Source organism: Ensifer sp. Root558 (genome assembly GCF_001427045.1).
GTDB lineage: Bacteria > Pseudomonadota > Alphaproteobacteria > Rhizobiales > Rhizobiaceae > Ensifer > Ensifer adhaerens.
Map to the genome: position 1 here is coordinate 73,455 of NZ_LMGC01000009.1, position 25,825 is coordinate 99,279.

The 25,825-nt window shown below is 63.2% G+C and carries 23 protein-coding genes; 7 read left to right on the forward strand and 16 right to left on the reverse strand.

Annotation, left to right across the window (positions count from 1 at the left end):
* Positions 1-26 precede the first annotated feature (26 nt).
* The gene (gene hpaE, locus ASD63_RS11585) at positions 27-1,544 is read right to left on the reverse strand and encodes a 5-carboxymethyl-2-hydroxymuconate semialdehyde dehydrogenase (protein WP_060529319.1); all 1,518 of its coding nucleotides are present in this window, start codon (positions 1,542-1,544) and stop codon (positions 27-29) included.
* 64 nt (positions 1,545-1,608) lie between these two features.
* Positions 1,609-2,001 carry a 5-carboxymethyl-2-hydroxymuconate Delta-isomerase gene (locus ASD63_RS11590; protein WP_034787798.1) on the reverse strand — a complete coding sequence of 131 codons (393 nt, stop codon included), beginning with the start codon at positions 1,999-2,001 and terminating at the stop codon, positions 1,609-1,611.
* A 126-nt stretch (positions 2,002-2,127) separates the two neighbouring features.
* On the opposite strand from ASD63_RS11590, the gene hpaR reads away from it, so the two are divergent.
* Positions 2,128-2,598, forward strand: a complete 471-nt coding sequence (hpaR, locus tag ASD63_RS11595; RefSeq protein WP_090296574.1) for a homoprotocatechuate degradation operon regulator HpaR — start codon at positions 2,128-2,130, stop codon at positions 2,596-2,598.
* Positions 2,599-2,618: 20 nt separating this feature from the next.
* On the opposite strand, the gene ASD63_RS11600 is transcribed toward hpaR, so the two are convergent.
* From ASD63_RS11600 to ASD63_RS11625, 6 genes are read right to left on the reverse strand one after another with little or no spacing between them, the layout of a single operon-like run.
* Complete coding sequence (locus ASD63_RS11600; RefSeq protein WP_060529320.1) at positions 2,619-3,629, reverse strand: phosphotransferase; 1,011 nt, start codon at positions 3,627-3,629, stop codon at positions 2,619-2,621.
* 7 nt (positions 3,630-3,636) lie between these two features.
* Positions 3,637-4,920 carry an aminotransferase class III-fold pyridoxal phosphate-dependent enzyme gene (locus tag ASD63_RS11605; protein ID WP_060529321.1) on the reverse strand — a complete coding sequence of 428 codons (1,284 nt, stop codon included), beginning with the start codon at positions 4,918-4,920 and terminating at the stop codon, positions 3,637-3,639.
* Between the two features lie 3 nt (positions 4,921-4,923).
* Positions 4,924-6,279, reverse strand: a complete 1,356-nt coding sequence (locus ASD63_RS11610; RefSeq protein WP_034787806.1) for an aspartate aminotransferase family protein — start codon at positions 6,277-6,279, stop codon at positions 4,924-4,926.
* Positions 6,280-6,281: 2 nt separating this feature from the next.
* Positions 6,282-6,944: an HAD-IA family hydrolase gene (locus ASD63_RS11615; RefSeq protein ID WP_060529380.1), complete on the reverse strand. Its 663-nt coding sequence runs from the start codon at positions 6,942-6,944 to the stop codon at positions 6,282-6,284.
* An 8-nt stretch (positions 6,945-6,952) separates the two neighbouring features.
* Positions 6,953-8,206 carry a Tm-1-like ATP-binding domain-containing protein gene (locus ASD63_RS11620; protein WP_060529322.1) on the reverse strand — a complete coding sequence of 418 codons (1,254 nt, stop codon included), beginning with the start codon at positions 8,204-8,206 and terminating at the stop codon, positions 6,953-6,955.
* Complete coding sequence (locus ASD63_RS11625) at positions 8,206-8,988, reverse strand: IclR family transcriptional regulator (RefSeq protein ID WP_060517815.1); 783 nt, start codon at positions 8,986-8,988, stop codon at positions 8,206-8,208. The genes ASD63_RS11620 and ASD63_RS11625 overlap by 1 nt, the downstream gene beginning before the upstream one ends.
* A 297-nt stretch (positions 8,989-9,285) precedes the next feature.
* Between ASD63_RS11625 and ASD63_RS11630 the strand changes: the two genes are divergently transcribed.
* A complete protein-coding gene (locus tag ASD63_RS11630) occupies positions 9,286-10,737 on the forward strand; it encodes an APC family permease (RefSeq protein ID WP_060529323.1) in 1,452 nt (483 codons plus the stop codon).
* A gap of 71 nt (positions 10,738-10,808) precedes the next feature.
* Complete coding sequence (locus ASD63_RS11635) at positions 10,809-12,287, forward strand: aldehyde dehydrogenase (protein ID WP_060529324.1); 1,479 nt, start codon at positions 10,809-10,811, stop codon at positions 12,285-12,287.
* A gap of 45 nt (positions 12,288-12,332) precedes the next feature.
* On the opposite strand, the gene ASD63_RS11640 is transcribed toward ASD63_RS11635, so the two are convergent.
* Positions 12,333-13,235: a LysR family transcriptional regulator gene (locus tag ASD63_RS11640; protein ID WP_034787984.1), complete on the reverse strand. Its 903-nt coding sequence runs from the start codon at positions 13,233-13,235 to the stop codon at positions 12,333-12,335.
* 176 nt (positions 13,236-13,411) lie between these two features.
* Here ASD63_RS11640 and ASD63_RS11645 point away from each other — a divergent pair, with 176 nt between their 5' ends.
* Together ASD63_RS11645 and ASD63_RS11650 are read left to right on the forward strand one after the other, a co-directional pair.
* Positions 13,412-15,139: an amidohydrolase family protein gene (locus ASD63_RS11645; protein ID WP_034787816.1), complete on the forward strand. Its 1,728-nt coding sequence runs from the start codon at positions 13,412-13,414 to the stop codon at positions 15,137-15,139.
* Between the two features lie 164 nt (positions 15,140-15,303).
* A complete protein-coding gene (locus ASD63_RS11650; RefSeq protein WP_034787819.1) occupies positions 15,304-16,011 on the forward strand; it encodes a DUF6198 family protein in 708 nt (235 codons plus the stop codon).
* A gap of 84 nt (positions 16,012-16,095) precedes the next feature.
* On the opposite strand, the gene ASD63_RS11655 is transcribed toward ASD63_RS11650, so the two are convergent.
* The 3 genes from ASD63_RS11655 to ASD63_RS11665 form a co-directional block, all read right to left on the reverse strand.
* Positions 16,096-17,349: a sensor domain-containing diguanylate cyclase gene (locus tag ASD63_RS11655; protein ID WP_060517822.1), complete on the reverse strand. Its 1,254-nt coding sequence runs from the start codon at positions 17,347-17,349 to the stop codon at positions 16,096-16,098.
* Positions 17,350-17,497: 148 nt separating this feature from the next.
* A complete protein-coding gene (locus ASD63_RS11660) occupies positions 17,498-18,010 on the reverse strand; it encodes a flavin reductase (protein ID WP_034787824.1) in 513 nt (170 codons plus the stop codon).
* 8 nt (positions 18,011-18,018) lie between these two features.
* A complete protein-coding gene (locus ASD63_RS11665; RefSeq protein ID WP_034787827.1) occupies positions 18,019-19,581 on the reverse strand; it encodes a 4-hydroxyphenylacetate 3-hydroxylase N-terminal domain-containing protein in 1,563 nt (520 codons plus the stop codon).
* Between the two features lie 94 nt (positions 19,582-19,675).
* Between ASD63_RS11665 and ASD63_RS11670 the strand changes: the two genes are divergently transcribed.
* Entirely contained in the window at positions 19,676-20,554 is an 879-nt protein-coding gene (locus tag ASD63_RS11670) for a helix-turn-helix domain-containing protein (RefSeq protein WP_034787830.1), read from the forward strand.
* A gap of 36 nt (positions 20,555-20,590) precedes the next feature.
* Here the strand turns inward: ASD63_RS11670 and ASD63_RS11675 are convergent, their stop codons facing one another.
* The 4 genes from ASD63_RS11675 to ASD63_RS11690 are packed head-to-tail and all read right to left on the reverse strand — an operon-like array spanning position 20,591 to position 24,548.
* Entirely contained in the window at positions 20,591-21,715 is a 1,125-nt protein-coding gene (locus ASD63_RS11675) for a P1 family peptidase (RefSeq protein WP_060529381.1), read from the reverse strand.
* 2 nt (positions 21,716-21,717) lie between these two features.
* Positions 21,718-22,605 (reverse strand): ABC transporter permease, encoded by an 888-nt coding sequence (locus ASD63_RS11680; protein WP_234824461.1) that lies wholly within the window; start codon positions 22,603-22,605, stop codon positions 21,718-21,720.
* Positions 22,556-23,455 (reverse strand): ABC transporter permease, encoded by a 900-nt coding sequence (locus tag ASD63_RS11685; protein ID WP_034787833.1) that lies wholly within the window; start codon positions 23,453-23,455, stop codon positions 22,556-22,558. Before ASD63_RS11685 ends, ASD63_RS11680 begins: the two co-directional genes overlap by 50 nt.
* Before the next feature lies 1 nt (position 23,456).
* Positions 23,457-24,548: an ABC transporter ATP-binding protein gene (locus tag ASD63_RS11690; RefSeq protein WP_060529325.1), complete on the reverse strand. Its 1,092-nt coding sequence runs from the start codon at positions 24,546-24,548 to the stop codon at positions 23,457-23,459.
* 162 nt (positions 24,549-24,710) lie between these two features.
* Here ASD63_RS11690 and ASD63_RS11695 point away from each other — a divergent pair, with 162 nt between their 5' ends.
* Positions 24,711-25,790, forward strand: coding sequence for a spermidine/putrescine ABC transporter substrate-binding protein (locus ASD63_RS11695; protein WP_244497234.1), 1,080 nt, complete (start codon positions 24,711-24,713; stop codon positions 25,788-25,790).
* The last annotated feature ends 35 nt before the right edge of the window (positions 25,791-25,825 follow it).

A 25,825-nucleotide genomic window follows, 5' to 3' on the forward strand; every position in this document is an offset into this window, starting at 1 on the left:
TCCTCCAGATTTTTTTGCCAGCGCGCTCAGCCGCCGAGCTTGGCGATCGCATGCGCCGAGCTGGCAAAGGCGATGTTCTTGGTTTCCATGTAAAAATCGAACGACCAGTCGCCGCCGTCGCGGCCAATGCCCGAGCTCTTGACGCCGCCGAACGGCGTCGGCAGGTGGCGCACATTCTCCGAGTTCACCCAGATCATCCCGGCCTCCAGATGATCGGTGAAGCGGAACGCGCGGGTGACGTCGGAGGTCCAGAGATAGCCGGTCAGGCCGTATTGCGTGTCGTTGGCAAGCGCCAGCGCCTCCGCCTCGTCCTTGAACGGGATCGCCGTCAGCACCGGCCCGAAGATTTCTTCCTGGGCAATGCGCATGCCGTTATTGGCGCCGGTAAAGAGCGTCGGGGTCACATAGCAGCCACCGCCCGGACCGTCGAATTTCTCGCCGCCGGCAGCAATGGTTGCACCCTCCTCGCGGCCGATTCGGATATAGTCGAGCACCTTCTTCTCATGCACGGGGTGAATGAGCGGGCCGACGACGGTCTCGGGGTCAAGCGGATGACCGACCTTGATGCGCTTGGCCTTCTCGGCGACGAGCGCGGTGAACCGGTCATAGATGCTGTCTTCGACCAAAAGGCGCGAGGACGAGGTGCAGCGTTCGCCGTTCAGCGAATAGATCATGAAGACGGCGGCGTCGGCCGCGCGTTCGAGATCGGCATCGGCAAAGACGATCACCGGGTTCTTGCCGCCGAGTTCGAAATGGACGCGCTTCAGTGTCTCGGCACCCTGCTTCATGATCATCGAGCCGGTGCGGCTTTCACCGACGAAGCCGATCGCCTTGATATCGGGGTGCTCGGTCAGCGCCCGGCCGGCGTCTTCGCCGAAACCGTTGACCAGGTTCCAGACACCTTTCGGCAGCCCGGCCTCCTCGGCGATCTCCACCAGCAGCCGTGCGGTCAGCGGCGAGAACTCCGCCGGCTTGTGGACGACCGTGCAGCCGGCGGCGAGCGCCGGGGCGATCTTCCAGGTCGACAGCATGAAGGGCGTGTTCCAGGGCGTGATGATGCCGACTGGGCCGATCGGCACGCGCGTCGTCATGTTGATCTGGTTGCCGCCGCGCAGCATCTTGCCGTCGCGTGCCTCCGGCGCCCGGTCGGCAAAGAAGCGGAAGTTTTCCGCACCGCGCAGCGCCGCCTTGGCCATGAACTTCAGCGATTGTCCGGTATCCACGCACTCGACGAAGGCGATCTCCTCGGAGCGCGCGACGATCGCATCGGCAATTTTATGCAGGAGCTTCTTGCGCGTATCGCCGGGCATGGACGCCCATTCGGCGAAGGCTGCTTTCGCGGCCTTGGCGGCGCGGTCGATATCGGCTGCCTTGCCGCGCGCGATCTTCGCCAGCGGTTTCAGGTCGATGGGCGAGATGGTCTCGAAAGTCTCGCCATCAAGCGAGGGAAGGGCTTCACCGTTGATGTAGTTGAGCACGCCTTCGCGTCTGAAGCGGGCAAGATAGCGTTCCGCCTTGGCGAGGTTTTCGGCGAGCTTGGACATGATGGTCTCCGATGCTGGCGCAGACTTCGCCGCGCACTGCTGTGTTTTTGTGGGAGGGCCGCGCTCAGCCGTTGGAGGCGCGCAGCCTGGGGTGAATGGCGTTCTTCTTCCAGCTCAGCTCCGGATCGATCTCGCGGATCTCCAGGCTGAGGGCGAAATGCGGCGTCGAGAAGAGCGTCGAGAGTTCTTCGCTGACGGCCTTGAAAATCGCGTCGCCGGTCGCCTTCTTCTCCGCTTCCGTGCGGCCGCGGCCGATGCGGAAGGACAGGTCGATGAAGCCGTTTTCCGGCAGGAGGTCGGCGATCGCATAGTCGCGGCTCTGGATCGTGCGCACCCTGATGGCGCCAAGCTCGAAGAGGCCGGTGCCGAGGATGGTCGCGTGCACCGTGCGGCACAGCTTGGCAAAGTCGACGCGAGTGTCGAGGTTACCGGAATATTCGATTGTCAGATGCGGCATCTTTCCTCCCGATGCGCTCTCATATATTTAACACGTTAATGAAATTGCCGACGGTGTCAAGCAGCCCGTTTCCCGCAGCTGCGACTGCCGATTGCAGAACGAAAGAAAATGTCCGATAGAACGCCTATGAGCCGCGAAAAGCCTCCCACCGACCTGGGCCACGACGCCCTTTTGCCGCACAACACGCGCCGTTCGCTGCCGATCGCGCTTCTGCGCGCACGCGAAGCCGTCATGGCGCATTTTCGACCGATGCTGGCGCGTCACGATATTACCGAGCAACAATGGCGGGTGATCCGCATTCTCGCCGAAGCCGGCCGGGTCGATGCGTCCGAGATGGCCGACAAGGCCTTCATCCTGGCGCCAAGCCTGACGCGCATCATCCGCTCGCTCGAGGAGCGCGGCCTGATCACCAAGCATAAGGACGCCGACGACGGCCGGCGCGTTCTGCTCGAGATCGCGCCCGAGGGCATGCGGGTGATCGCCGACGTCAGCCCGGAAAGCCGCGCGATCTACGAGGAGCTCGAAGCTCGCTACGGCCACGAGCGCGTCGAAGTCCTGCTCGATATGCTGGACGAACTCGCCAGTCTCAACGACTGAGTGCTTCGACGGCGCCCTGATCATCGAACCCCCAGTTCTTCCGCAAGCGCCAGCGTCTCGTCGGCATATCGCAGGACGCGGTCGCGCGCCGCGGGCAACTCCGGCCGCGAGGCAAACCAGCCGATATAGGTGAGGCTGCGAAGCACGAGGAACAGCGGCAGGCAGGAAAACGCTTCGTCCGGCAGGGCGCGGCGGCTTCGATAGCCTGAGATCAGCACAGCCTCGATCGTCTCATATGCCGGCTCGCGCCGGTTTTTCAGGAGTGCGGTCGCGATGTCGAAGAGGCGAAAGCCGTAGCCGGCATCGTCGAAATCGATGACGGTCACGCCGTTCTCGGCAACGAGCACGTTCTCCCGAACGAGATCGGCATGGATCAGCCCAAAATCCTGCGCCGGAGTCGGCATCGTTGCCAGGCGCCGCCGGAGATCATGGCGCAACGCCGAAAGTGCTCTTGTCTGCGCCGAAGACAAGCCGTCGCAGTCCCAGAACCGTCCCCAGAGCGGCCGCTCGCCGAGCAGTCCTTCCGCATCCCAGGCGGGGCGCCAGAATCCCTCCGGCGACGTCCAGCGGTCGGCGAGATTGTGCATCTCGGCCATGGTGGCGCCGAGTGCCGAGAAGATCGCGCCGAGCTTTTCGGGTGTGTGGGACAGCGGCTTTCCGCTTTCGCCGAGCGTCTGTCCGTCCATCCAGCCGATGATATCGGCGTGCTGCGCGGCAAACGCTTCATCTTCCGGCAGGGCAACAAGCAGGCATCCGTCCGCCGTTGCGATCGGCCGCGGCAGCGCGAGACCGCTATCGACGAGTGCTGCCATCCATTGCAGTTCCGAGCGAAGGGCCGCTTCGCCGTGACAGCCGGCGCGGTGCAGCCGCAGCGCCGCCGACCGACCATCGGCGAGGCATACGCGAAACACCGCGTTTTCCCGATACTTCAACAGTTCCGGCCGTTGGTCGGCGACGCCCCAGTGCGAGAGCGCCTGGCAGGCCCGCCTGTCGAGCGCGGCGCGAAATTGCGGAGGCAGGTCGGCGATCATCGTCGGCTCACAGACCCGAGAGCACGTCGTCGAGCGTCGACAGCATGACGTCGGCATTCTCGCGGGTAAACGGCATCGGCGGCCGGATTTTCGTCGTGCATTGGTGGACGCCAAGCTTGCCCATCAGCACGCCTCGCTCTCGCATGCCGTTGATCACCTTTGTCGCGAGACCGCTCGCCGGTGTTTTCTCGCTGCGATCGGTGACGAGTTCCGCACCGAAGAACAGGCCGCTGCCCCTGACGTCGCCGATCACGTCATGTTTGTCCGCAAGCCGCGCGAGACCCGCCTTGGCGTAAGCGCCCACGGCAGCGGCGTTCTCGATGAGCTTCTCACTTTCGATCACATCGAGCACCGCCATGGCGGCAGCGCAGGATACGGGGTTGCCGCCGAAGGTGTTGAAGTAACGAAACGCCTTGCGGAAGGCATTGAGTGTTTCGCTTCCCGCGACCACGCCGCCGATCGGGTGACCGTTGCCCATGGGCTTTCCAAGCGTGACGATATCCGCAAGGATGCCGGCTTTCTGGTGCCCCCACATGTGCCTGCCGGTGCGACCGAAGCCCGGTTGGACCTCATCGGCAATCACAAGGCCGCCCGCCTTTCGGACGGCGGCGACGGCGCCGTCGAGAAAGCCGGATGGCAATTCCGGAAAGCCTTCGTTGGCGAAGAAGGGGTCGATGATCAGCGCCGAGAAGCCGTGCGGGCTCTGCTCAAGCGAGGCGATCGCTTCTTCGACCTTGGCGGTGAAGGCGGCAGCGAATGCGTCACCCGGCTCGCCGCCGAGCGGTCGGTAGCTGTCGGGTGCTGGCACGTGGCGCACGTGGCCGCCGAAGCCGCCGACCGGCGGCATTCGGGTCGAAAGCTGCGACACGGCCGCGGTGTTGCCGTGATAGGTGTGGTCGGTGGCAATCACCCCGGTTTTGCCGGTCACGGCTTGAGCCATGCGCAGCGCCACGTCATTCGCCTCGCTGCCGGTGCAGGTGAGGATCGCCGCGTCGAGGCTCTTGTCGAAGGTCGCGGTCAGCCGCTCGACATAGTCGAGAATGCCTTCGTGCAGATAGCGGGTGTGGGTGTTGAGGGTTGAGGCCTGCCGGGCGATCGCCTCGGTCACCCGCGGATGGCAATGGCCGACATGCGGCACGTTGTTGTAGCAGTCGAGATAGCGGCGGCCATCGGCGTCGAAGAGCCAGACGCCTTCGCCCCGCACCAGATGCACCGGCTCCTCGTAGAACAGCGACATGTTGCGCCCGAGCAGCCGCTCGCGGCGCGCGATCAGATCCGCGTTGCCTGTCATGGTTTATCCCCGTGCGGCGGTGAGGCCGGCGTCCAGCGCCGTCAGAATACGGGCGACATCGCCGGCGGTGATGACGAGTGGCGGCGAGAGGATGACATTGGCGCCCGAGGTTCGCACCATGACGCCGGCGTCATAGGTCACGTCCTGGACCTTCTGCACCACATCCTTCGCCGCAGCGGTCTTCTTCTCGCGATCCGAGACCAGTTCGAGCGCGCACATCAGACCCTTGCCACGCACGTCGCCGATCAGTTCGTGCCGCTCCTTCAGCGCTTCGAGACCGGCGATGAGTTCCTCGCCGCGGGCACCGGCATTCGCCGCCACGTTCTGCTTGCGCGTCTCCTTCAGCGTTGCGAGCGCTGCCGCAGCACCGACCGGATGGCCGGAGTAGGTGTAACCATGGCCGATGGATCCGGCAGCCGTCTTGTTGCTTTCGAAAGCCTCGGCCACCTTGTCGGCGATCATCACTGCGCCGAAGGGATAGTAGCCATTGGTGATCGCCTTCGCGGTCGACATGAAGTCTGGCTTCACGCCCCAGAGACGTGAGCCGGTCCAGGCGCCGGTGCGGCCGAAGGCGGTGATCACCTCGTCGGCAATCAGCAGAATGCCGTGGCGGTCGCAGATCTCGCGCATCAGCGGCATGAAGGTCTCGTGCGGCACGATCACGCCGCCGGCGCCAAGCACCGGCTCCATGATCAGCGCCGCGATGGTGTCGGCGCCCTGAAAGGCGATCTCGTCCTCGAAGAGTCGCGCGATCGACTTGGCGATGACAGCGCCGTCGGTCGTGTCGAACGGGTTGCGATAGGTATAGGGCGCCGGCAGATGATAGACGCCGGGCAGCAGCGGCTCGTAGTTGCGACGGAAATTGGCATTGCCGTTGACCGAGGCGCCGCCGAAATGGGTGCCGTGATAACCCTTCTTCAGGGCGACGAACTTCGTGCGCTCCGGCTGGCCGTTGAGCTTGTGGTATTGGCGGGCAAGCCGCAGGCAGGTCTCGACGGAATCCGAGCCTCCCGAGGTGAAGAACGAGCGCGTCAGCCCGTCCTCGCGGAACCATTCAGCGAGCTCGTAGGAAAGCTCGATCAGCGGCGAATTGGTGGTGCCGCGAAAGGTCGAATAATAGGGCAGGTCGTCGAGCTGGCGGCGGATCGCCTCCTTCACCGGTTCACAGGAATAGCCGAGATTGACGTTCCAGAGACCGCCGACCGCGTCGAGCACCTTCTTGCCGTGAATGTCGACGATCTCGACGCCTTCGCCGGCATTGATGATGCGCGGCGGCGTCGCCTGCATCTCGGCCGGATGCGCCATCGGATGCCAGAGGTGGCGGGCGTTGTTCTCGATGAGGAAGTTGGTTTCGCGCATGCTCATGCTCCTGTCAGTTCGAGGCCGAGCATCTGAAGCGCTCTGGCATAGCTTTCTGCGGGGCGGGTGACGTCGAAATGGACGTGAGGCAGGCCGACGGCCCGCGCACCCTCGATGTTCTTCAACTGGTCATCCACGAAGACGCAGGCTTCGTGCGGCAAACTGAGCTGGCTCAGCACCAGTTCATAAGCGCGCGGATCGGGCTTCAGGATGTTGGTGTAGGTGGCGTCGACGATAATCTCGAAGAGTTCGATCAGCGGGAAACGCTCGCGGAACGCGACGCCATAGAAGAGGTCGAGTTCGTTGGAGAGGATCGCGAGGCGGACACCGGCCCTGTGAGCGGCAAGGATCGCGTCGCGTGCCTCGGGCCTGAGCACCAGCTCCGGTTCGGCCCCGCGCGCCCGCTGCACGAAGGTCTTCATGTCGCTCCAGTCTTCGTCGAGCAACTGTCCGACCTCGCGCGTGCGTGTCGTCCAGTAGTCCCGTTCGGTGATCTCGCGCCGCTGCATGGCGGCCCAGAGCGGGTCGGTCGCCGGATCGAAGGGGCCGCGCCACGTGAGCGTGCCCGGCGCAAGGCCAAGTGCGCGCTCGGTGACATCGTGGGTCTCGAATAGCGTTCGGGTGACGACGCCGCCGAAGTCGAGGATCAATGCCTTGTCGGTCATGTTCTTCGTCATGGCCGGCCCTCGGGCACGATGCCGCGCGACACCCAGTCGTCGAAGATCGCAAGTGCTGCTTTCGAGAATTCCGGGGCGTTGATGTGGCTGTCGACCTCATGCAGCGCGACGCCTGAAGGGATGGACCGGCGCATCTCGTCGATGAAGGCGTCGAGGGCTTCCGGCTCATGCAGCGGCTCCTCCGGTTGGTCCCATTCCTGGATGCCCCGAAGCGGCAGGATGAAGGCGACCTCAGCGCCGGTGCCGGCCAGTTTGCCGCCGATGACGCGAGCGATCTCGCGCCGCCCCTGGACTGACGTGGTGACCGAGCCGAGCAGCCGGTTGTGGGCGTGATAGGGGCGGTCGGCGAAGGCTTGCGGAACAGGCTGCCAGGCCGGCAGGTCGACCATGTCGACGGCGCCAGGCGCGACGATCTGGGGGATGCCGGCTCGCCCGGCATTTTCAAGCCGGTCCGGCCCTGAGGTGACGACCGTTCCGTGATGGTGGTTGCTGACCTCCTGGATGCAGAAGTCGAAGACGGCCGTGAAACCCTTCTCGGCCGCGATCGCCTCGAAAGCGCGCCCGCCCATGCCGGTCGAATGGAAGACGGCGACGTCATAGCCGCGGCGCTCGAGTTCGGGTTTCAGGTATTTCATGTATTTGAGGCAGCTCGATCCCAGCGAGGTCATGCCGATCAGCGGCCGCGATCCATCCGGCGTTGTACCGAACCGCGCGGCACCGACGACCGCGCCGCAGGCCTGGGAGAGCACCGAGCGGCAGATGCCGTTGAGACCATAGAGCCCGCCAGCCCAGAGGATCATCATCAGATCAGGCGCGATGCGCTCGGGCGGCAAGAGGTGCGAATAGGCAATCGTCGAGACGATGAATTTCGGCACGCCGAGTGGTAGCGCCGCGGCGACGTCGAGCGCCAGATCGGTGCCCATGGAGCCGCCGAGAATGATGACGCCATCGGCCTGGCCGGCCTCGTAGAGCGAACGGGTAAGGGCGGCGGCACCTGTTGCCATCAGCGCCATGGCGCTGTGTTCGTCGCCGCTGGATGCGATGGCCGCGATCGAGACGCCGGCTGCTTCGGCAATGTCGTGGCGCGAGTATTCAGGCTGATAGGGCGGGTCGCCGAGAATGCTGACATCCATCATCACGGGCAGGCCGCCGGCTTCGCGGATGACGGACGCCATGAACTGGAGTTCGTCGCATTTGGTGTCTCCCGTACCCACGACCAGGATATTGGGGAGACGGTTCATTGCATTCATCAGCCGGCCCTCCTTGCCAGCGGATCGGCAGCAACCTGCTCCAACCCGAAAAGTCTTTCGGAAATGCGTCTTGCCGCAGCCATAGCGGCGCGCCCCATCTGTTCCACCGTCTCCTTGTCGGCACGCGTTGCAGGTGCGGCGATGGCAATGGCGCCGACCGGCGTTGTGCCGGGCGCACGGATCGGGGCGGCGACGCTGACGACGCCGGTCTCAAGCCCGTGATGGCAGATCGAGTAGCCGCGCCGGAGCGTCTCGCCGAGCGTCTGGCGGAGTGCGGCCGGATCCGTCAGCGTGTGGTCGGTGAAGGCCTGGAGCGGCGCCGACAGGGCCGCGTCGATCTCCTTCTGCGGGCAGAAGGCGAGAAAGCCGAGCCCGGATGCGGTCGCGTGGAAGGGCAGGATGCTGCCGACGTCGACGATGACACGATGCGCCCGCTGCGAGTCTTCCACATGAATGGTCGAGAGGCGGCCGGCGGCGTATTCGGAGAGGTGGACGGTCTCGCCCGCAAGGCTTGCGAGTTCCCGCGCAAAAGGTGTCGCCACGCTCAGATAGGGAAAGCGCGCCTCGCGGATACGGGCGAGCCGCACCGGTGCACCGCCCAGCCGATAACGGCGCGTTTCCACGTCCTGCTCGACGAAGCCGTGTTTTTCCAGTTCGACGAGAAAGCGCCTGGCCGTCGCCTTGTCGAGCCCGCAGTGGCGGGCGATGTCGCTCAACCCCGCCTCTTTCTCAAGGCGCGAGATCGCGTCGAGCAAAGTCAAGGCCTTACCGATGGTGCTCATCCATTCCTCCGTTGTCGAGCGCCCCGTCAGTCCTCTTGCCTGTTCCCTCCTAAGGAGCGGTAGACCCGCTCTCCCGGTCGTTCTGGGTCGAGATACTTAACATGCGAAATAACTTGACAGGGCCAGATGCAATTTGCAAGTCTATATTTGAAGCTAAGGTTCAAATAATGAACCGAAAGACTTGCGCGGCAAAGACAAAAAGCAAGCCCCGCGCCTCAAGTCCGCTTCAGGGAGCCGCCGACGGAGAGAAGGACCGGAGGCGAAAAGGCGTTCGCGCCAGCAAGGGGAGCCAAGACCATGACCAATTCACCCGCGCCCGTGACCGGGGCGAACCAATTGCGCAAGAACGCCCTCGGCGTCGGCGCCGTCACCTTTCTCGTCGTTTCCGCCGCTGCACCGCTGACCGCGGTTGCCGGCGGCGTTCCATTGTCGATGATGCTCGGAAACGGTGCGGGCATTCCCGGCACCTTCCTGATCGTCACCGCAATCCTGCTTCTGTTCTCGGTCGGCTATGTCGCCATGGCGAGGCATATCCGCAATGCCGGCGCCTTCTATGCCTATACGGCACAGGGCCTCGGCGGGCTGATGGGCGGTGCCGCTGCAATGATCGCGATCCTCGCCTATAACGCCATGCAGATCGGCGTCTTCGGCCTCTTCGGCGCGGCAACCGCGGGGCTCTTCGCCGGCCTGGGGCTCGACCTGCCCTGGTGGGTCTGGACCTTTATCGGCATCGCTGCGGTCGGCATTCTCGGTTATCGCCGCGTCGATCTCTCCGCCAAGGTGCTGACTGTCCTCGTCATCCTTGAATATCTGGTCGTGCTCGTCATCGACGTCGCGATCCTCGCCAAGGGCGGCGACGGCGGATTGACGACGGTTTCGTTCACGCCCTCGGCGATCCTCTCCGGTTCGCCGTCGATCGGCATTCTCTTCTGCTTCGCCGCCTTCATCGGTTTCGAAGCGACGACGATCTACAGCGAGGAAGCCCGCGATCCGGAGAAGACCGTGCCGCGTGCGACCTATATCTCGGTGCTGATCATCGGCATCTTCTACATGTTCACCTCGTGGCTGATGGTGAACGCCGCCGGCGCGGACAAGCTGGTGCCCGAACTGCAGGGCCTTGCCGATCCGACCACTTTTCTCTTCGGCCTCGCCGAACGCTATGCCGGCGGCTGGCTGCCGCCGTTGATGAACGTGCTCTTCGTCACGAGCCTCTTTGCCGGCGTGCTGGCGTTCCACAACGGTGTCGCCCGCTATCTCTACGTCGCCGGCCGCGAGCGCCTGCTGCCCGCCTCGATCGGCGTCACACATCCTGTCTACCACAGCCCGCATGTCGGCTCGCTGATCCAGACGGTTATTGCCGTGCTAATCGTCGCGCTCTTTGCGGCAACGGGCCAGGACCCGGTGCTGGCGCTGTTCTCCTGGCTGACCAACGTCGGCACGCTTGCGGTCATGACGCTGATGGCCTTTACCGCCTTTGCGATCGTCGCCTTCTTCAACCGCAATCCTCGGCTTGAAACGAACCCGCTGGTCACCAAGGTCATCCCCGTCGTCACCGGTCTGATCCTCGTTGCCGTCATCATCGCGATCGCGGCCAATTTCGGCGATCTCGCCGGCGCTACCGGCATGCTCGCGGTGTTCTTGCCGGGGCTCGTCGTGATCTTTGGGGTCATCGGGCTGTTCCTGGCGGCCTCGCTGAAATCGGGCAATCCGATTGAGTTCGCCCGCCTGGGTGCCGGCCAGGAGATCTGATCTCTCGGGAATATCGCTTTTGGGGATGGCGGCCCGCCGCCATCCCTGCAAACCAAACGGGACAGGACACGATGCAGGACAAGATCGATCAATTGCGCAACCTGCCCGTTGCGGCCCAAAAACTGTTCATCGGGGGGCGTTGGCAGGAGAGCCTCTCCGGTCAAAGCCTCGATGTCGTCTCGCCGATCGACGGCAGGCATCTGACGACGATCGCCGACGCGGCAGCCGGTGATGTCGATGCCGCGGTCCAGGCCGCCCGCGCCGCTTTCGAGAAGGGAAGCTGGTCGAAGGTTGCCCCGGCCCAGCGCAAAAAGGTTCTCACGCGCATTGCCGAGATCATCGAGGCGCAGGCACTCGAGCTGGCCGTTCTCGGCGTACGCGACAATGGCACGGAAATCTCTATGGCGCTGAAGGCCGAGCCCGGCAGCGCCGCCGGCACCTTCCGCTACTATGCCGAGGCGCTCGACAAGGTCTATGGCGAGATCGCTCCGACGGCCGACAATATTCTCGGTCTCGTGCACCGCGAACCGATTGGCGTGGTCGCCGCGATCGTTCCCTGGAATTTTCCGCTGATGATCGGCGCCTGGAAGATCGCGCCGGCGCTTGCCGCCGGCAATTCCGTGGTGCTGAAACCGGCCGAGGGCGCCTCGCTCAGCCTGCTCAGGCTCGCTGAGATCTGCGCCGAGGCCGGTCTGCCAGAGGGTGTCTTGAATGTCGTGACCGGTCGCGGCGCGACCACGGGCGAGGCGATCGGCCTTCATGGCGATATCGACGTTCTCGCCTTTACCGGATCCGGCGGCGTCGGTCGTCGGCTGCTCGAATATTCCGCGCGCTCGAACCTGAAGCGCGTCTATCTCGAACTCGGCGGCAAGTCGCCGAACGTCGTCTTTGCCGACGCACCCGACCTCGACCAGGCCGCGCGCATTTCCGCCTATGGCATCTTCCGCAACTCCGGCCAGGTCTGCGTTGCCGGTTCGCGGCTGCTTGTCGAGCGCTCCATTCACGAAGCCTTCGCCGAGAAGGTGGCAGCGATCGCAGGATCCGTGAAGGTCGGCGACCCGCTGCGTCTTGCGACCGAGGCCGGTGCGATTTCGAGCGAGGTTCAACTCAAGAAGAACCTCGATTTCGTCAGAGAGGCCGAGGCTGAAGGTGCAAGGCTGCGCTCCGGCGGCAAGCGCATCCTCGAAGAAACCGGTGGCTCCTACATGCAGCCGACTGTCTTCGACGTTCAGCCGGATATGAAGCTGGCGAAGGAGGAGGTCTTCGGCCCCGTGCTTGCGGTCATACCGTTTAATGACGAGGTCGACGCACTCCGGATCGCCAACGCGACCGACTACGGTCTGGCGTCGGCCGTCTGGACTGCGAACCTGTCACGCGCGCACCGCATGGTGCGCGGCATCCGCGCCGGCGTGGTGCACGTCAATACCTATGGCGGCGCCGACAACACAGTGCCGCTCGGTGGCGTCAGGCAGTCCGGCAATGGTCACGACAAGTCGCTGCACGCGCTCGACAAATACATCGATCTGAAGACCGCCTGGATTCAGCTCTGACCCCCGGGACGACAAACCGTATCGGCGTTGGGCCGGGTAAGCCGGCTATTCCATCGTCGCCCGCAAGGCCCGGATGATCTCTTCGGCAAACATGGCGGCGGCCAGGCCGTGGCCGCGTCTTTCCCGCTGCACCAGCGAAAGCACGTTCTTTGCAAAAGTCCGGTCACGGATCTGCAGGTATGTCAGGACGCCGTTTCGCTGTTCCTCGGTAATGTCGAACTTGCTGAGGAAAGCGATGCCGTCGCCGGCCGCGGCCAGGAACTTCATCGCCTCGATGGAATTGGTGAGATAGCTCGGCTCGACTGTCAGCCCGGCCTCAGCGAAGGCGTCGGCGACGATGCCATGGATCTGCATCGACTTGTCGGCAAAGATCAGCGGGTAGAGCTGGCAATAGGCCAGCGGCAATGATTCCATGCCGGCGAGCGGGTGTTCCGGAGCAACGACCGCGCCGAGGCGGGTGTCCATCTTCCAGAGAGTCTCGACCTGCGGCGTCGGCGGGAGACTGAAGGCAAAGCCGAGGTCGGCCTCGCCACCGGCCACCGCCTGAACGATCTCGCGGGCGAACATTACCCGGATCGTGATCTTGAGGCGTGGATGGCGTGCGCCGAAGATCGCAGCCACCTTCGGCACGATGCCGCCGGCAAGGCCGTTCATTGTGGCGATGATCACCTCGCCGCTCTGCAGCGTCTTGATATCGCGAATTTCGGCTTCGACCTGGCTGTATTCCTTCATGGTCCGGCGCACATGCGCGACGAGGATTTCACCGGCCGGCGTCAGCCTGAGGCCGCGCGGCAGCCGCTCGAACAGCGGTTCGCCGATATCCTCCTCAAGCTGCAACACATGCTTGTTGATGGCCGAGGCAGCGACGTTCAGCCGTTCGCTCGCCCCGCGGATCGAGCCTGAGCGCGCCACCTCGTCGATATAGCGCAGCACGCGTGAATGCAGCATGGTCTTCCCCATTTAATCGTTCTCGAAAAGCGAACGGTACGAGCAGAAAATACTGCTTTTCGGAAGCGGTGCAATGACTTCTTATGGTTGGCGAGGGGCGCGCTGCCGGCACTGCACCCGCTGAATATGGCGGGTTATGGGCAGGCGCCGACGACTCTGAAAGTGGAGGACTATTCGTGAACCAGACTGAAGCCGCGCATTACGAAAAGGTGCGCGCCATCTTCGATATCCTGAACGGCGAGCGGGAGGCGGATCTTCTTTTGAAGAACCTGAACATCCTCGATGTTCATGGAGAGACCGTCTACCAGGGGTCCATTCTCGTCTACGACAAGCGCATCGTTGCGCTCAACCCCGACGAGACCGTCTTGAAGGTCAAGCAAGTCTTCGACGGCAAGGGCCTCTATGCGATCCCCGGCCTGATCGACGCGCATATCCATTTCGAATCCCAGCTCGCGCACCCGACGGCGCTCGCCGAGGCGATGGTTCCCTGCGGCACGACGACGATCTATGCCGAGTGCCTGGATCTGCTCAGCGCCGCCGGCAAGGAAGGCATCGAAGCGGCCGAGAGCCTTTTCCGGGATTACGAGCAGCTGCCCTATCGGCTCTATGCCTTCGCACCGGGCAAGAAGACGGCGGCATCGGTGACGGAAGCGGTGCTCAAGTTGGAACCGGTGATCGGCCTAGGGGAGTTCGAGCACTTCACCTACAGTTCCGGCAACGACGACGATTTCCGCAAGGCGGCCTGGGTCCGCGCCAAGGGCGGCTTTATGAACGGCCACTGGGGCGTCACGGCGCTCTCCGACATGATCCTCAACTACCTGCCGGCGATCGGCGTCTCCAACAATCACGACGTCTGGAACGAGAAGGATATCGAGAAGAGCATTCGTTACGGCTTCCCGACGCACATCAAGTTCGGGGTCGGCAGCAGCGAGGTGATCAAGGTGCTGTTGCGCGCGATCGTCGACCGCAAATGGCCGACCGACAATTTCATGCTCTGCACCGACAACATCTCGATCGAGCGACTGCTCACCATGGGCCACATGGACTGGATCATTTCGCTCTCGGCCGAAATGGGCATCAACCCGATCCACGCGATCAAGATGGCGACCTACAACACCGCGCGCTCTTTCCACATGGAAGACAAGATCGGTTCGCTGACGCCCGGACGGTTCGCCGATATCGTCTTGACCGACAGCCTGTCGAAGATCAATCCGCTCTACGTGTTCAAGGATGGCGAACTGGTCGCAAAAGACCGCAAGCTGCTGAAGAATGCCGACATCGACTATTCCGGCATGTGCAAGGACGGCGTTTCCGGCCTCGCCGATCTCTCGCCGGAGCAACTGGACATCGTGCCCCTGGAAGTGTCGGAAGACGGCACGCAGGCCAAGGTCTATTTGTTCGATGTCTACGGCCGCGGCCACGCCAAATTCTACCAGGAAATCTGGGTTCCGCTGAAGGATGGCAAGGTCGTTGCCGAGCATGAGGGCAAGAAGATGAGCCGGCTGTCGGTCGTCCAGCGCTATGCCGACGGCAAACGCCATGTGGTGAACGGGCTTTTCAAGGGCGTTCATGTCGATCGTGGCGCAGTGGCGACCTTTTGGCCGGCGCCGAAGCCCTATTTCGTCGTCGTCGGTCAGGACAGCGCCGAGATGTGCCATTGCCTCAAGCGGGTCGATACCCATGCCGGCGCCTGCATCGTCACCGACGACAGGGTGGAAAAGGCCGTCATGCCGCTGGAGATCTACGGGGTCATGGCGAACATGAGCGTCGAGCAACTGACGGCCAGTGCCGCTGCGATCGATGCGGCGCTCGAAGCTCTTGGCAACCGCAACGAAGGCGAACCGGTGGTCAACAAGCTGCTCAGCCTGTTCATCTCGTTGCACCGGTTCCGCTTCATGGCCTAGAGCCATTCAGAAAAAGGAGACGGGCGTTTCGGCGTCCGTCTGCCTGGAAAGTGGCGTGCTTCCGCGACAATGGGCGGACATGCCGAAAGATTTAAAAGCGCATCGCTGAGGGGGCGATGGGCCGGCGGGGTAAGGAGCTCCGCCTCGTTTCGAGGGAGGAAACAATGGCACACAATGCGGCGGAAGCCGAAATCGTCGATACCGGCAGCCTGACGCGGCGCTGGATCATGTATGTCGTCGGCATCTATGTGCTGACCTTCGGTGTCAGCCTGGCGATCCGCGCCGGCATCGGCATTTCACCCCAGAGCAGCCTGACGCGGACCATGACGCTGGTCTATCCGCCCTTCAGCCAGGGCACCTACAACTTCATGCTCGAACTGATCATGCTGTTCCTGACCTATCTGGTCCTGCCCAAGGACTTCAAGCTCAAGAACTTCGCCTCGCTGATCCCGGCTTTCGTGCTCGCGGTTTTCCTGGACTTCAACCTGGGGATCACCGAGTTCATCAAGCTCGAGGCCTATCCGCTGCGGGTGGCGCTGCTGGTCTTTGCCGATGCGGCGCTCGCCTTCGGCCTGTTCCTGATGATCCGCGCCAATCTGGTGCTGATGCCGATCGACATGTTCGTCAACACCATCTTCAAGCGCACCGGCTGGAAGTGGGGCAACATCAAGACCGGCTTCGACTGCACGCTGCTGGTTCTGTCGGCCTGTATCGGTCTGCTCTTCCTCGCAGAGGTCAAGTTCATCCGCGAAGGCACGATCCTGAACGCCATTCTCGTCGGTCAGTACATCAAGCTCTACTTCTTTCTGTTCAGGAAGTTCCAGGGCAAGGCGACACCTTCGCCGAAAGGCCTGGAAGCGGCCGCGGAATAGCACCCCGCGCGAAGATGCGAGAAGTGGCGCCCAACCGGCGCCCCTTCATCATGTGTCGTGATCTCTGCTTACGGGCGAACAGGCTTATCCGAAAGCGAGTTCGAGGTTCTGCCGGTCCCGTGCCACGACCTGGCACTTAGTTTCGAAACCGTCGCCGGCGACCACCAGGACGAGTTCCGGTGGTATGCCGGCGGAATTCGAGACCGTAACCGCCGCGCCATCGGCGCCCAGCGACCGGATGGTGCAGTCGATCCGTGAATGCCTGTCGTCGAAGAGAATGGTTCCGGCCTTCAGCACGCGCTGGCGCGGACCGAGCGGATAGCCGGCTTCGAGACTGCTCCATTCGACGCAGCGGTTTCGTCCTCCGGCCTTGGCGAGATACATCGCCGCATCCGCCTGGGCGAGCAAGGTCGCGTTATCCCTGCTATTGGCCGAAAGGGCGGCGGTGCCGAAGCTCGCAGTCACCGCGAGCTGGCCGAATTCACCGTGGATCGTCTGGGCGGCGATCGCTGCCCGCAATTTTTCCGCCGCCGTCAGCGCGCCTGTCGCGTCGACATGCGGCAGCATGACGGCAAATTCCTCGCCGCCGAGCCGCCCAAAGAGGTCGCTTGCTCGCAGATTGGACTGGCAGATGGAGGCAACGGCCTTCAAGACCTCGTCTCCTGCCGCATGCCCGTGTGTGTCGTTGACCCGCTTGAAATGGTCCACATCGAGGACGATGCAAGACAGGTCATGCTGGTGCCGCACCGCGAGCGAGATCAGCTTGTCCGCTTCCTCGCGGAAGGCGCGCCGCGTCAGCGTCCCGGTCAGTCCATCCGTCGCGGCCGAGCGGAGCAGATCGATCCGGTCCATCGCCACGCCCGCCAACTCCATCAGGATCGCAAGATCCGTCTCAGTGAACTGTCGTGGCGCGCGATCGATCGCGCACACGGTCCCGACTGTATGCCCGTCCCGCGTCTTCAGCGGGACGCCTGCGTAGAACCGAACATGTTCGGGACCGGCCACGGCCGGGTGCTGCGAAAAGCGTGCATCCTTCGTGGCGTCGTGGACGACGAGAGGCTCCTCGGCGACGACGACATATCGGCAGAAGGTCTCTTTGCGCGGGACCTCGTCGGCCGAAAGGCCGGAGCAGGCCTTGTACCATTGGCGATGTGCATCGACCAAAGAGACGATGCCGATCTCTATGGAGAAGACCTGTTTGATCAGCCGTACGACCCGTTCAAGGCCTTCATCCCTTGGCGTGTCGAGGATATCGAGATGTCCAAGGGCGGCCAAGCGATCGAATTCCCTGCCTTTCGCGTCCGTCGTCGGACGTCCGGCTGGCTCAGCAACCACCATTCCGTTTTCCTTTCTCATTCCACGCCCGGCAATAGACGCGTTTTAGGGAAAAAACAAAAGGCGCTGAACAGCAACTGGATGTGGATTGCGCCGGCTCTGTGGCGAAAGATGCTGTGTTTGTACCGAACCAGCGACGCTGCGTCCGTGCTTAACCGCCGAAACTTCCGAGCTGCGTCGGCACGTGTACATAGTTGCGGTCGAAGTAGAGCAGCGCATTGCCATCGCTGCGCGAGCGGATGCCGACGACCCGGCCGATGAGGATATGGTGCGTACCCAAGAGCCGCGCCTCGGCCAGTTCGCAGTCGAGCGAAACGATCGCATCCTTGACGGCGAAGCTGCCCGATTGCATCTCGACCCAGTCGGTGGCGGCATAGCGCGCGGCCATGTCCTGCGTCGCGCCGGCGAAATGACCGGCGAGATCCCGATGGTCGTGGCTGAGCACGTTGACGCAAAAGCGCCTGTTGTCGATGAACAGCCCGCATTGGGTGGAGTTCCGGTTCATGCAGACAAGCAGCGTCGGCGGCTCGTCGGTTACCGAGCACATGGCGGTGGCCGTGAACCCGCCGCGTCCGGCGGGTCCGTTGGTGGTGATGACGTTGACCGGCGCGCAGACCCGCGCCATCGCATTGCGAAACTCGGTCTTCGAAACGAGCGGTTCCATGGCCGGCCTCACTCGGCTGCGCTGCGAAGGGTGGCGTTGTCGTCGAGCGGCGGCAGCCAGGTATTGCCGGTCCAGCCGTTCTCGTCGTAGTCGGCCATGCACTGATCGACGAGCGCCTCCATCTCCTTCAGACGCCCGCCGCGCTCGGCGCCCTTTAACACCTGCAGCCGCACCTCTTCGGGTGCACCGGCATAGTTGAGTTCGTAAAGCGCGTGCCGCCCGCCAAACTCGGTGCCGGTCGCGTCCCAGAGCAGCTTCATGATCTTGATGCGCTCGATATGGCCCATATCGTTGGAGCCGCGCACATATTGCGCCAGATAACGATCGATCTCGGGATTGCCGAAATCGCGCGCCGAGGAGGGCAGGTAGATCAGGCCGGAGGCGACGACCCTGCGGATCGTCTCGACGACGCGCGGATAGGCCTCCGACATGAAGGTGCGGTAGGAAAGCGCAGCTTCGAGATTGGGCAGCACCGCGCCGTCGGCCCAGGGAATGGGGTTATGCGCCATGGCGTTGGAGAAGCTCCAGAACATGTGTCGAAGGGCAATGACCTCGCCGAGCGCCGCCTGGTTGCCGCGGAAGGCGTCGCCGCCGGTCGCCCTCAAAGCCTTGGCAAGCAGGCCGGCGAGGAAGTCGAGTTTCACCGCGAAGCGGGTGCAGCCCTGGAAGCAGTAGCCGTGCATGAAGCCGGAGGCCGGGTGGAAGGAGAGGATCTTGGCGGCGTCGCGCAGCACCAGAACATCCTCCCAGGGCACGAAGACATTGTCGAGCACCAGGATCGCGTCATTCTCGTCGAAGCGCGACGACAGCGGATAGTCGAAGGGATGGCCGACCGTGTTGGCCGTCTGCTCGTAGGAGACCCGGCAGAACATCTTGATGCCCGGCGCGTTCATCGGAACGATGAACATGACGGAGAGCGAGGGATCCTCGGTCGCCGTCGCCGAGCTCTGTGCGAGGAAATTGTAGTGCGTCAGCGCAGAGGAGGTTGCGACCACCTTGGCGCCGGAGACGTAGATGCCGGCATCCGTTTCCTTGGTGATGTGGACGAACACGTCCTTCACCGCATCCGCCGGCTTGTGGCGATCGATCGGCGGATTGACGATCGCATGGTTCATGAAGAGGGCGGCTTCCTGGGCGCGTCGGTGCCACGCGAGCGCATTGTCCTTGAACGGCCCGTACCAGTTGGCATTGGCGCCCAGCGTGTTCATCAGCGCCGCCTTGTAGTCGGCGGTGCGGCCCATCCAGCCATAGGACATGCGTGCCCACTCGGCGATCGCGCCTTGCTGTGCCGCAAGATCGGAGGAGGAGCGGGCGACGCGGAAGTATTTGTGGGTGTAGCCGCCCGAGCCCGTGTCGGTCGGTGACGTCAGGATATCCTTCTTCGCCGGGTCGTGCAGCGCGTCATAGAGCCTTGCGAGCGACCGGGCGGAATTGCGCATCGCCGGATGGCTGGTGACGTCGTGGACGCGCTCGCCATTGATATAGACTTCGCGGCCGTCGCGCAGGCTTTCCAGATATTCGGCGCCGGTGAAGGGCCGCGCCCTGTCGGCGCGGAAATCCTCTGCTCTCATTTTCTCCTCCTTGAGTTTCGTCAAGGCTAGGCGTTGAAATCGGCAGCGGCCATGGACAGAATGGCAAAATGACTTGGACTTTTTCGGGTGGAGCATGAGCAGCAGCATTCCAAGTTTCTTCGTCTATGGCGAACCGGAGCAGAAGGTCGAGCCCGGGTTCTTCCATGTCGAGACGGTGATGGCGCGGCGGAACCTGCATCAGGGCCAGGTCAAGGCGCACAAGCACGACCAGATGGGACAGATCACCTACTGGCTGAGCGGCGGGGGAACTTACTTCATCGACGACAAGCCTTTGGACTTTTCCGCACCCGCCATCAGCTTCGTGCCGAGCGGCATCGTGCACGGGTTTTCGGTCGATCCAGAGACGAGCGACGCGATCGTCGTCTCGATTGCCGATGGTGCGCTGCTCTCCATCCGCGAGCAAACGACGCTGGGGCTCGATACGCCCATGATGATCCGTGGCGACGGTGAAGACCGGCATTGGCGCCGTCTTGCGGAACTGCTCGATATCGTCGCTGATGAGTACGCCTGCGGTGCCACGGGCGCGCAGCGGATGCTGGCATCTCTGGTCGCCGCCGTGCTGACCCAGATCGCCCGTCTGGCAGCCGCAGCGCCGCCAACCGCCCAGCCTACACAGGCGATGCTGGCCACGGAACTGCGCCGGCTCATCGATCTGCGTTTCCGCGAGAACTGGAGCGTCGGGCACTACACCGACGCGCTCGCCACGACGCCGCACCTGCTTGCCAAGGCGAGCAGGGATGCCTTCGGCATGCAGGTGAAGGAACTGATCAACGAGCGGCGATTGCTCGAGGCCAAGCGCCTGCTGCTCTTTACGGTCCGGCCACTCGAAGACATTGCCTATGAGATCGGCTTTGCCGACGCCGCCTACTTCTCGCGCTTTTTCCGCCTGAGGGTCGGCGAAGCCCCGAGCGACTGGCGCCGCGCGCGGTTGAACTCGCCTGGAGCCGGCTAAGTCACCGGCTCCGAGAGGTATCGCTAAGTCCGTCGGTTATCGGCCATAGGCCCGCATAACCGCCATCAGAGGCTCATGCCGGATCGCCTGGATCTTGAAGCGATCATGGGCTGTACCGCCGGAATCTTCGGCCGCGATCATCGCGTTCACCACTGCTTCTTCCACGCTGTCGACGGTCGCGAGATAGACGGGGTCAAGCAGCTCGTCGTTGACGATTTCCAGCGACAGCCGTGGCGGCGCCTTGTGGGCCATCGGCTGGGTGTTGGCGGTGGAGAAGGCGAGGAAGATGTCGCCGGAATTGTTGCCGCCGGGCGTGCCGTTGCGGCCGATGCCGATCGCCGCCCGTCGCGCCAGGCGCTTGAGTTGATGCGGTGCCATCGGCAGGTCGGTCGCGATCACGACGATGATCGAGCCGCGCTCCTGCATCTGGCTTTGCGGCGTGCCGTCGCGCATGTGTTCGCCGACCGGAACGCCGCGGATCGTCAGCCAGTCGCGTTGCCCGTGATTGGCCTGGACCAGCGTGCCGATCGTGTAGTCGCGGCCGCCGAATTCAACGACGCGCGAGGCGGTGCCGGTGCCACCCTTGAAGCCATAGGCGATCATGCCGGTGCCGCCACCACAATTGCCTTCCTGGACCGGGCCGGACGCGGCAGCGTCGAGTGCGGCGTGCACATCGGCTTCCGTGATCGGCTGGCCGTTGATGTCATTCAAAACGCCGTCATAGGTTTCGGCGACCACCGGCATCAGCCAGAGGAAATCATCGGTGTCGTAGGTCGTCCTGTAGCGCTCCAGCATCCATTGGATGGTGGCGTGGTGGGTCATGCCGACCGCATGGGTGTTGGTGATCATCACGGGTCCGAGGAAGAAGCCGCCATCCTCGATCCAGTGGGTGCCGGTCATTTCGCCGTTGCCGTTGAAGCGGTGCACCCCGGCATAAACCGGGACCGGTGTTTCCGATCCGGCATGCGGCAGGATGGCGGTGACGCCGGTGCGCACCGGGCGCTTTCGGCCGGGTCGCGGCGTTTGCTCCTCGATAGTGCGGAAGCCGACGGCAATGCCTTCGACATCCGTGATGGCGTTGAAGCGGCCGGTGCGGCCGGCAAAGGGCAGGCCGATATCGCGGGCGCGGGCGCTGGAGGGCGTAAAGGTTTTTTCGTTCATGATCATTTCTGCCGGGAGCGAAGGTAAAGGCCGAGCGAGGCGACGACGAAGGAGAAGGTCAGCATCATCACGGCGATGGCGTTGATCTCCGGTTTGATGCCGCGCCGAAGCATGGAGAAGATGAACATCGGCAGCGTCGTGACATCGACGCCGGCGATGAAATAGGTGATGACGAGATCGTCCATCGAGATGATGAAGGCGAGCAGCGCGCCGCCGACGATCGCCGGGAAAAGCTGCGGCAGCACCACCCGACGAAAGGTCATCCATTCGTTGGCGCCGAGGTCGGCCGACGCGTGTTCCAACGTGCGATCCATGCCGGCAAGGCGGGCCGAGACGACGATGAAGACGTAGGAGATCAGGAAGGTGCACTGGCCGATGATGATCGTCGTCAGGCCCAGCCGGATGCCGGAATTGACGAAGAAGATCAGGAGCGCGATGCCGAGCACGATATCCGGCATCAGCATCGGCATGAACATCACCACCCGGTAGAAGCGCTGGCCGACAAATTCGAAGCGGTAGAGCGCAATCGCGATCGCCGTGCCGAAGACGGTTGCAATGGCCGTTGTCGAGGCGGCGATGACCAGGCTGTTCCACACCGCCTGCAGCAGCTGCCCCGTCGATTCGATGTAGAGCGCGCTCTCGGAGACCTTGGTCTTGAAGCCGAGAACCTGAGCGTACCATTCGGTGGTGAACCCGGTCCAGGTCATCATGTTCACCGGATTGGCGTTGAACGAATAGACGGCGATGACCACGAGCGGGATGTAGATGAAGGCGAAGAACAAGCCGGTGTAGGCAAGCAGGCCACCGGTAAAAAGGGATCGAGCGATCTTCATGGGCGCCTCACCGTGCCAGTGCGGCGGCAGCGCCGCGCCGTCCGGAAAGGATGACATGGGCGATCATCATGATCAGCATGACGCTCATCACCATCATCGCCAGTGCTGCACCGAAGGGCCAGTTGCGGGCGGCGAGGAACTGCTGCTCGATGAGGTTGCCGAACATCATCACCTTGGCGCCACCAAGCACCGCCGGCACGACGAAGTTGCCGAGCGCCGGGATGAAGACGATGACGGAGCCGCCGGCGATGCCGGGTGCGGTCAAGGGCAGGATGATGCGCAAGAAGGTGCGCACGGGGCCGGCGCCGAGATCGAGCGAGGCGCGCACCAGCGTCCAGTCGAGTTTCTCGACGCTGGCATAGACGGGCATGAACATGAAGGGAATGAACACATAGGTCATGCCGAGGATGATCGCGCCCTTGGTGTAGATCAGGTCGAGCGGCCGTTCGATCAGCCCCGTGGATAGAAGCACTTCGTTGACGAGGCCGGTCTGGCGCAGGATCAGCACCCAGACGAACAGCCGCACGATCAGACTGGTGAAGAAGGGCAGTGTGATCAGGAACAGGCAGAAGTTCTTCCAGCGGTCGGAAAGCCGGGCGATGCAGAAGGCCGCGGGGTAGCAGACGAGGAGGGTCGCGAGCACCGTAAGGGCCGCGATCTCGATCGAGCGCAGGAAGATCGCGATGTAGATCGGATCGAACTCCTCGAACATCGGATCGGCGAAGCCGAGAATGCGGCCGAAATTATGCGGGTAGAAGGTCCATTCCACCCCGCCATAAAGGCCGGGTGCGAGAAAGCTGGTCACGATCATGATCGCGAGCGGCCCGAGGAAGAAGACGGCGAGAAAGGCCGAGACGGGCCCGAGCAGGAGTGCAAGCTGGAAGCGGCGGCGACTGGCGATCGTCATCTTAGGCACCTGCGCTTTCGCCAATCAGGTGCACGGCGGCTGGATCATAGGCAAGTCGCGCCTTGCGGGTCTGCTCGACCGCGCCGACGAGGCTGCGGCGGTTGGCCGGAATCTCGGCGACGACCTTGCGGCCCTCGGCGGTGCGACCGAACAGCTCGAAGGTGGAGCCGACGAAGACGATCTGGTCGAGATCGACGTCGATCGTCGGGAAGGGAGCGTTGTCCTCGACGAGGAAGAACTGTTCCGGACGGATCAGCGCCGTTGCCTCTGTCGAAATCGTCCGCTCGCAGGGCCGGTGGCGGATCGCCATGCCGTCAGCCGTCATCAGCCGGTCGCCGTCGAGCCTGCCTTCGAACAGATTGCTGGCGCCGATGAACGTTGCAACGAACGTGTTGACCGGATGGTCGTAGATGGCGCGCGGCGTATCAAGCTGCTGGATGCGCCCGCCTGATAGCACGGCGACGCGATCCGACATCGTCAGCGCTTCCTGCTGGTCATGGGTGACGAAGATGAAGGAGATGCCAAGCTCGTTCTGCAGCGTCTTGAGCTCGATCTGCATGGCCTGGCGCAGGTTCTTGTCGAGCGCCGACAGCGGTTCGTCGAGCAAAAGCAGCTTCGGCCGGGCGATGATGGCGCGGGCGAGCGCCACCCGCTGCTGCTGGCCGCCGGAGAGCTGGCGCGGCTTGCGTGCTTCCATGCCTTCGAGCCCGACCATCTTCAGGGCGGACGCGACCTTTTCCCGGCGCTGCGGCTTGGCAACGCCCGCCACCTCCAGCGAGTAGGCGACGTTTTCGCCGACGGTCATATGTGGAAACAGCGCGTAGTTCTGGAAGACGGTGTTGACCGGGCGACGATAGGGCGGCCGGTCGGTCATGTCCTCGCCGTCGATCAGGATCGAGCCGCCGTCGAGTTCGACGAAGCCGCTGATCGCCTGCAGCAGTGTGGTCTTGCCGCAACCGGAGGGACCGAGCAAGGTCAGGAATTCGTTGCGGCGGACATCGAGATCTATACGGTCGAGAGCGGTCACGGTGCCGCCTTCCGGAGTGGTAAAGGCCTTGCTCGCCTCCACCAGCCGGACGATGGAATTCTGCATACTTCTGTTCCCCAAAATGTTATGCAAATAACGCTTGTGCGTTTTCGATATATGGATACCATTTGCCTATCGGAGTCAACGGCCACGAGAAGCCGTGATCCGGAAGCGGCCGGTCAAGATCGTGTCAGGCCGTCCGGCCAGAACCATCAGAGGAGAATTTCGATGACGATGACAAACGGGAGGACCCGCGGGGGCAGGAGAGCCTTCGCGACCCGTGCGCGCACAGTGGCACTGTCCCTCGCGACGCTGACAGCCCTTTTCGGCACGGCGCAAGCGGCCGAGCTCAACATCTACAACTGGGGCGAATACATCAATCCGGCTGTCCTCAAGAAGTTCGAGGAGGAGACCCAGATCAAGGTCAACCTCTCGACCTATTCCTCCAACGAGGAGATGCTGGCGAAGATCCAGGGTGGCGCCACGGGTTACGACATCGTCTTCCCGTCGGTGCACATGCAGGACATCATGGCCAAGCTCGACCTGCTCGAAAAGACCGACATCAACACCTATGAGGGCTTCAAGAATATCGACCCGACGTTCCTGCGCGCCAAGAGCGACCCGAAGGGCGAATATTGCCTGCCCTATGCCTTCGGTACGGTCGGTATCCTTTATAACCGCACGCTGCTCGGCAAGGACGTGACCGGCTGGCGCGACCTGATCGAAACCGTGAAGGCCAAAGGCCTGAAATTCACGCTGCTTGACGACATGCGCGAGGTGCTGTCGGTCGGCCTCATCCTCAATGGCCACAAGGTCAATTCCACCGACCCTGCCGAATTGCAGCAGGCGGCCGATACGATCATCGCCATGAAGCCGGATGTCGCCGCCTTCACCTATGACACCCGCCCGATGGTCGCGGCCGGCGATGTGGCGGCCGGTCATTTCTTCGTCGGCTCGATGGTCGACGTCTTCGGCAATCCGAAGGATCTCGGCTACGTGATCCCGGAGGAAGGCGCGACGATGTATCAGGAGGATATCTGCGTTCTGAAGACCGCGCCGAACAAGGAGAACGCCGTAAAGTTCATGCAGTTCTACACGCGTCCCGAAGTGGCGGCGCTCAACATCGAGCAGCAGACGAACGGCACGGCCAACGTGCCTGCGCGGCAATTGACCCCCGAGCAGATCAAGAATAGCAAGGAAATCAACCCGCCGCCGGAAACCATGCAGAAGCTGCAGATCTTCGAAGATCTCGGCCCCGGCGTGCGCCAGCTCGATCGGGTCTGGACGAAGGTGAAGACGGCGCAATAAACAGGCGATGCGACGGAGCGGGATATGCGGCGCTA

Bases quoted from the DNA above. Each gene is read 5' to 3' on its own strand.
- hpaE (WP_060529319.1), bottom strand. From the start codon at position 1,544: ATGTCCAAGCTCGCCGAAAACCTCGCCAAGGCGGAACGCTATCTTGCC.
- ASD63_RS11590 (WP_034787798.1), bottom strand. From the start codon at position 2,001: ATGCCGCATCTGACAATCGAATATTCCGGTAACCTCGACACTCGCGTC.
- hpaR (WP_090296574.1), top strand. From the start codon at position 2,128: ATGAGCCGCGAAAAGCCTCCCACCGACCTGGGCCACGACGCCCTTTTG.
- ASD63_RS11600 (WP_060529320.1), bottom strand. From the start codon at position 3,629: ATGATCGCCGACCTGCCTCCGCAATTTCGCGCCGCGCTCGACAGGCGG.
- ASD63_RS11605 (WP_060529321.1), bottom strand. From the start codon at position 4,920: ATGACAGGCAACGCGGATCTGATCGCGCGCCGCGAGCGGCTGCTCGGG.
- ASD63_RS11610 (WP_034787806.1), bottom strand. From the start codon at position 6,279: ATGCGCGAAACCAACTTCCTCATCGAGAACAACGCCCGCCACCTCTGG.
- ASD63_RS11615 (WP_060529380.1), bottom strand. From the start codon at position 6,944: ATGACCGACAAGGCATTGATCCTCGACTTCGGCGGCGTCGTCACCCGA.
- ASD63_RS11620 (WP_060529322.1), bottom strand. From the start codon at position 8,206: ATGAATGCAATGAACCGTCTCCCCAATATCCTGGTCGTGGGTACGGGA.
- ASD63_RS11625 (WP_060517815.1), bottom strand. From the start codon at position 8,988: ATGAGCACCATCGGTAAGGCCTTGACTTTGCTCGACGCGATCTCGCGC.
- ASD63_RS11630 (WP_060529323.1), top strand. From the start codon at position 9,286: ATGACCAATTCACCCGCGCCCGTGACCGGGGCGAACCAATTGCGCAAG.
- ASD63_RS11635 (WP_060529324.1), top strand. From the start codon at position 10,809: ATGCAGGACAAGATCGATCAATTGCGCAACCTGCCCGTTGCGGCCCAA.
- ASD63_RS11640 (WP_034787984.1), bottom strand. From the start codon at position 13,235: ATGCTGCATTCACGCGTGCTGCGCTATATCGACGAGGTGGCGCGCTCA.
- ASD63_RS11650 (WP_034787819.1), top strand. From the start codon at position 15,304: ATGGCACACAATGCGGCGGAAGCCGAAATCGTCGATACCGGCAGCCTG.
- ASD63_RS11655 (WP_060517822.1), bottom strand. From the start codon at position 17,349: ATGGTGGTTGCTGAGCCAGCCGGACGTCCGACGACGGACGCGAAAGGC.
- ASD63_RS11660 (WP_034787824.1), bottom strand. From the start codon at position 18,010: ATGGAACCGCTCGTTTCGAAGACCGAGTTTCGCAATGCGATGGCGCGG.
- ASD63_RS11665 (WP_034787827.1), bottom strand. From the start codon at position 19,581: ATGAGAGCAGAGGATTTCCGCGCCGACAGGGCGCGGCCCTTCACCGGC.
- ASD63_RS11670 (WP_034787830.1), top strand. From the start codon at position 19,676: ATGAGCAGCAGCATTCCAAGTTTCTTCGTCTATGGCGAACCGGAGCAG.
- ASD63_RS11675 (WP_060529381.1), bottom strand. From the start codon at position 21,715: ATGAACGAAAAAACCTTTACGCCCTCCAGCGCCCGCGCCCGCGATATC.
- ASD63_RS11680 (WP_234824461.1), bottom strand. From the start codon at position 22,605: ATGTCATCCTTTCCGGACGGCGCGGCGCTGCCGCCGCACTGGCACGGT.
- ASD63_RS11685 (WP_034787833.1), bottom strand. From the start codon at position 23,455: ATGACGATCGCCAGTCGCCGCCGCTTCCAGCTTGCACTCCTGCTCGGG.
- ASD63_RS11690 (WP_060529325.1), bottom strand. From the start codon at position 24,548: ATGCAGAATTCCATCGTCCGGCTGGTGGAGGCGAGCAAGGCCTTTACC.
- ASD63_RS11695 (WP_244497234.1), top strand. From the start codon at position 24,711: ATGACGATGACAAACGGGAGGACCCGCGGGGGCAGGAGAGCCTTCGCG.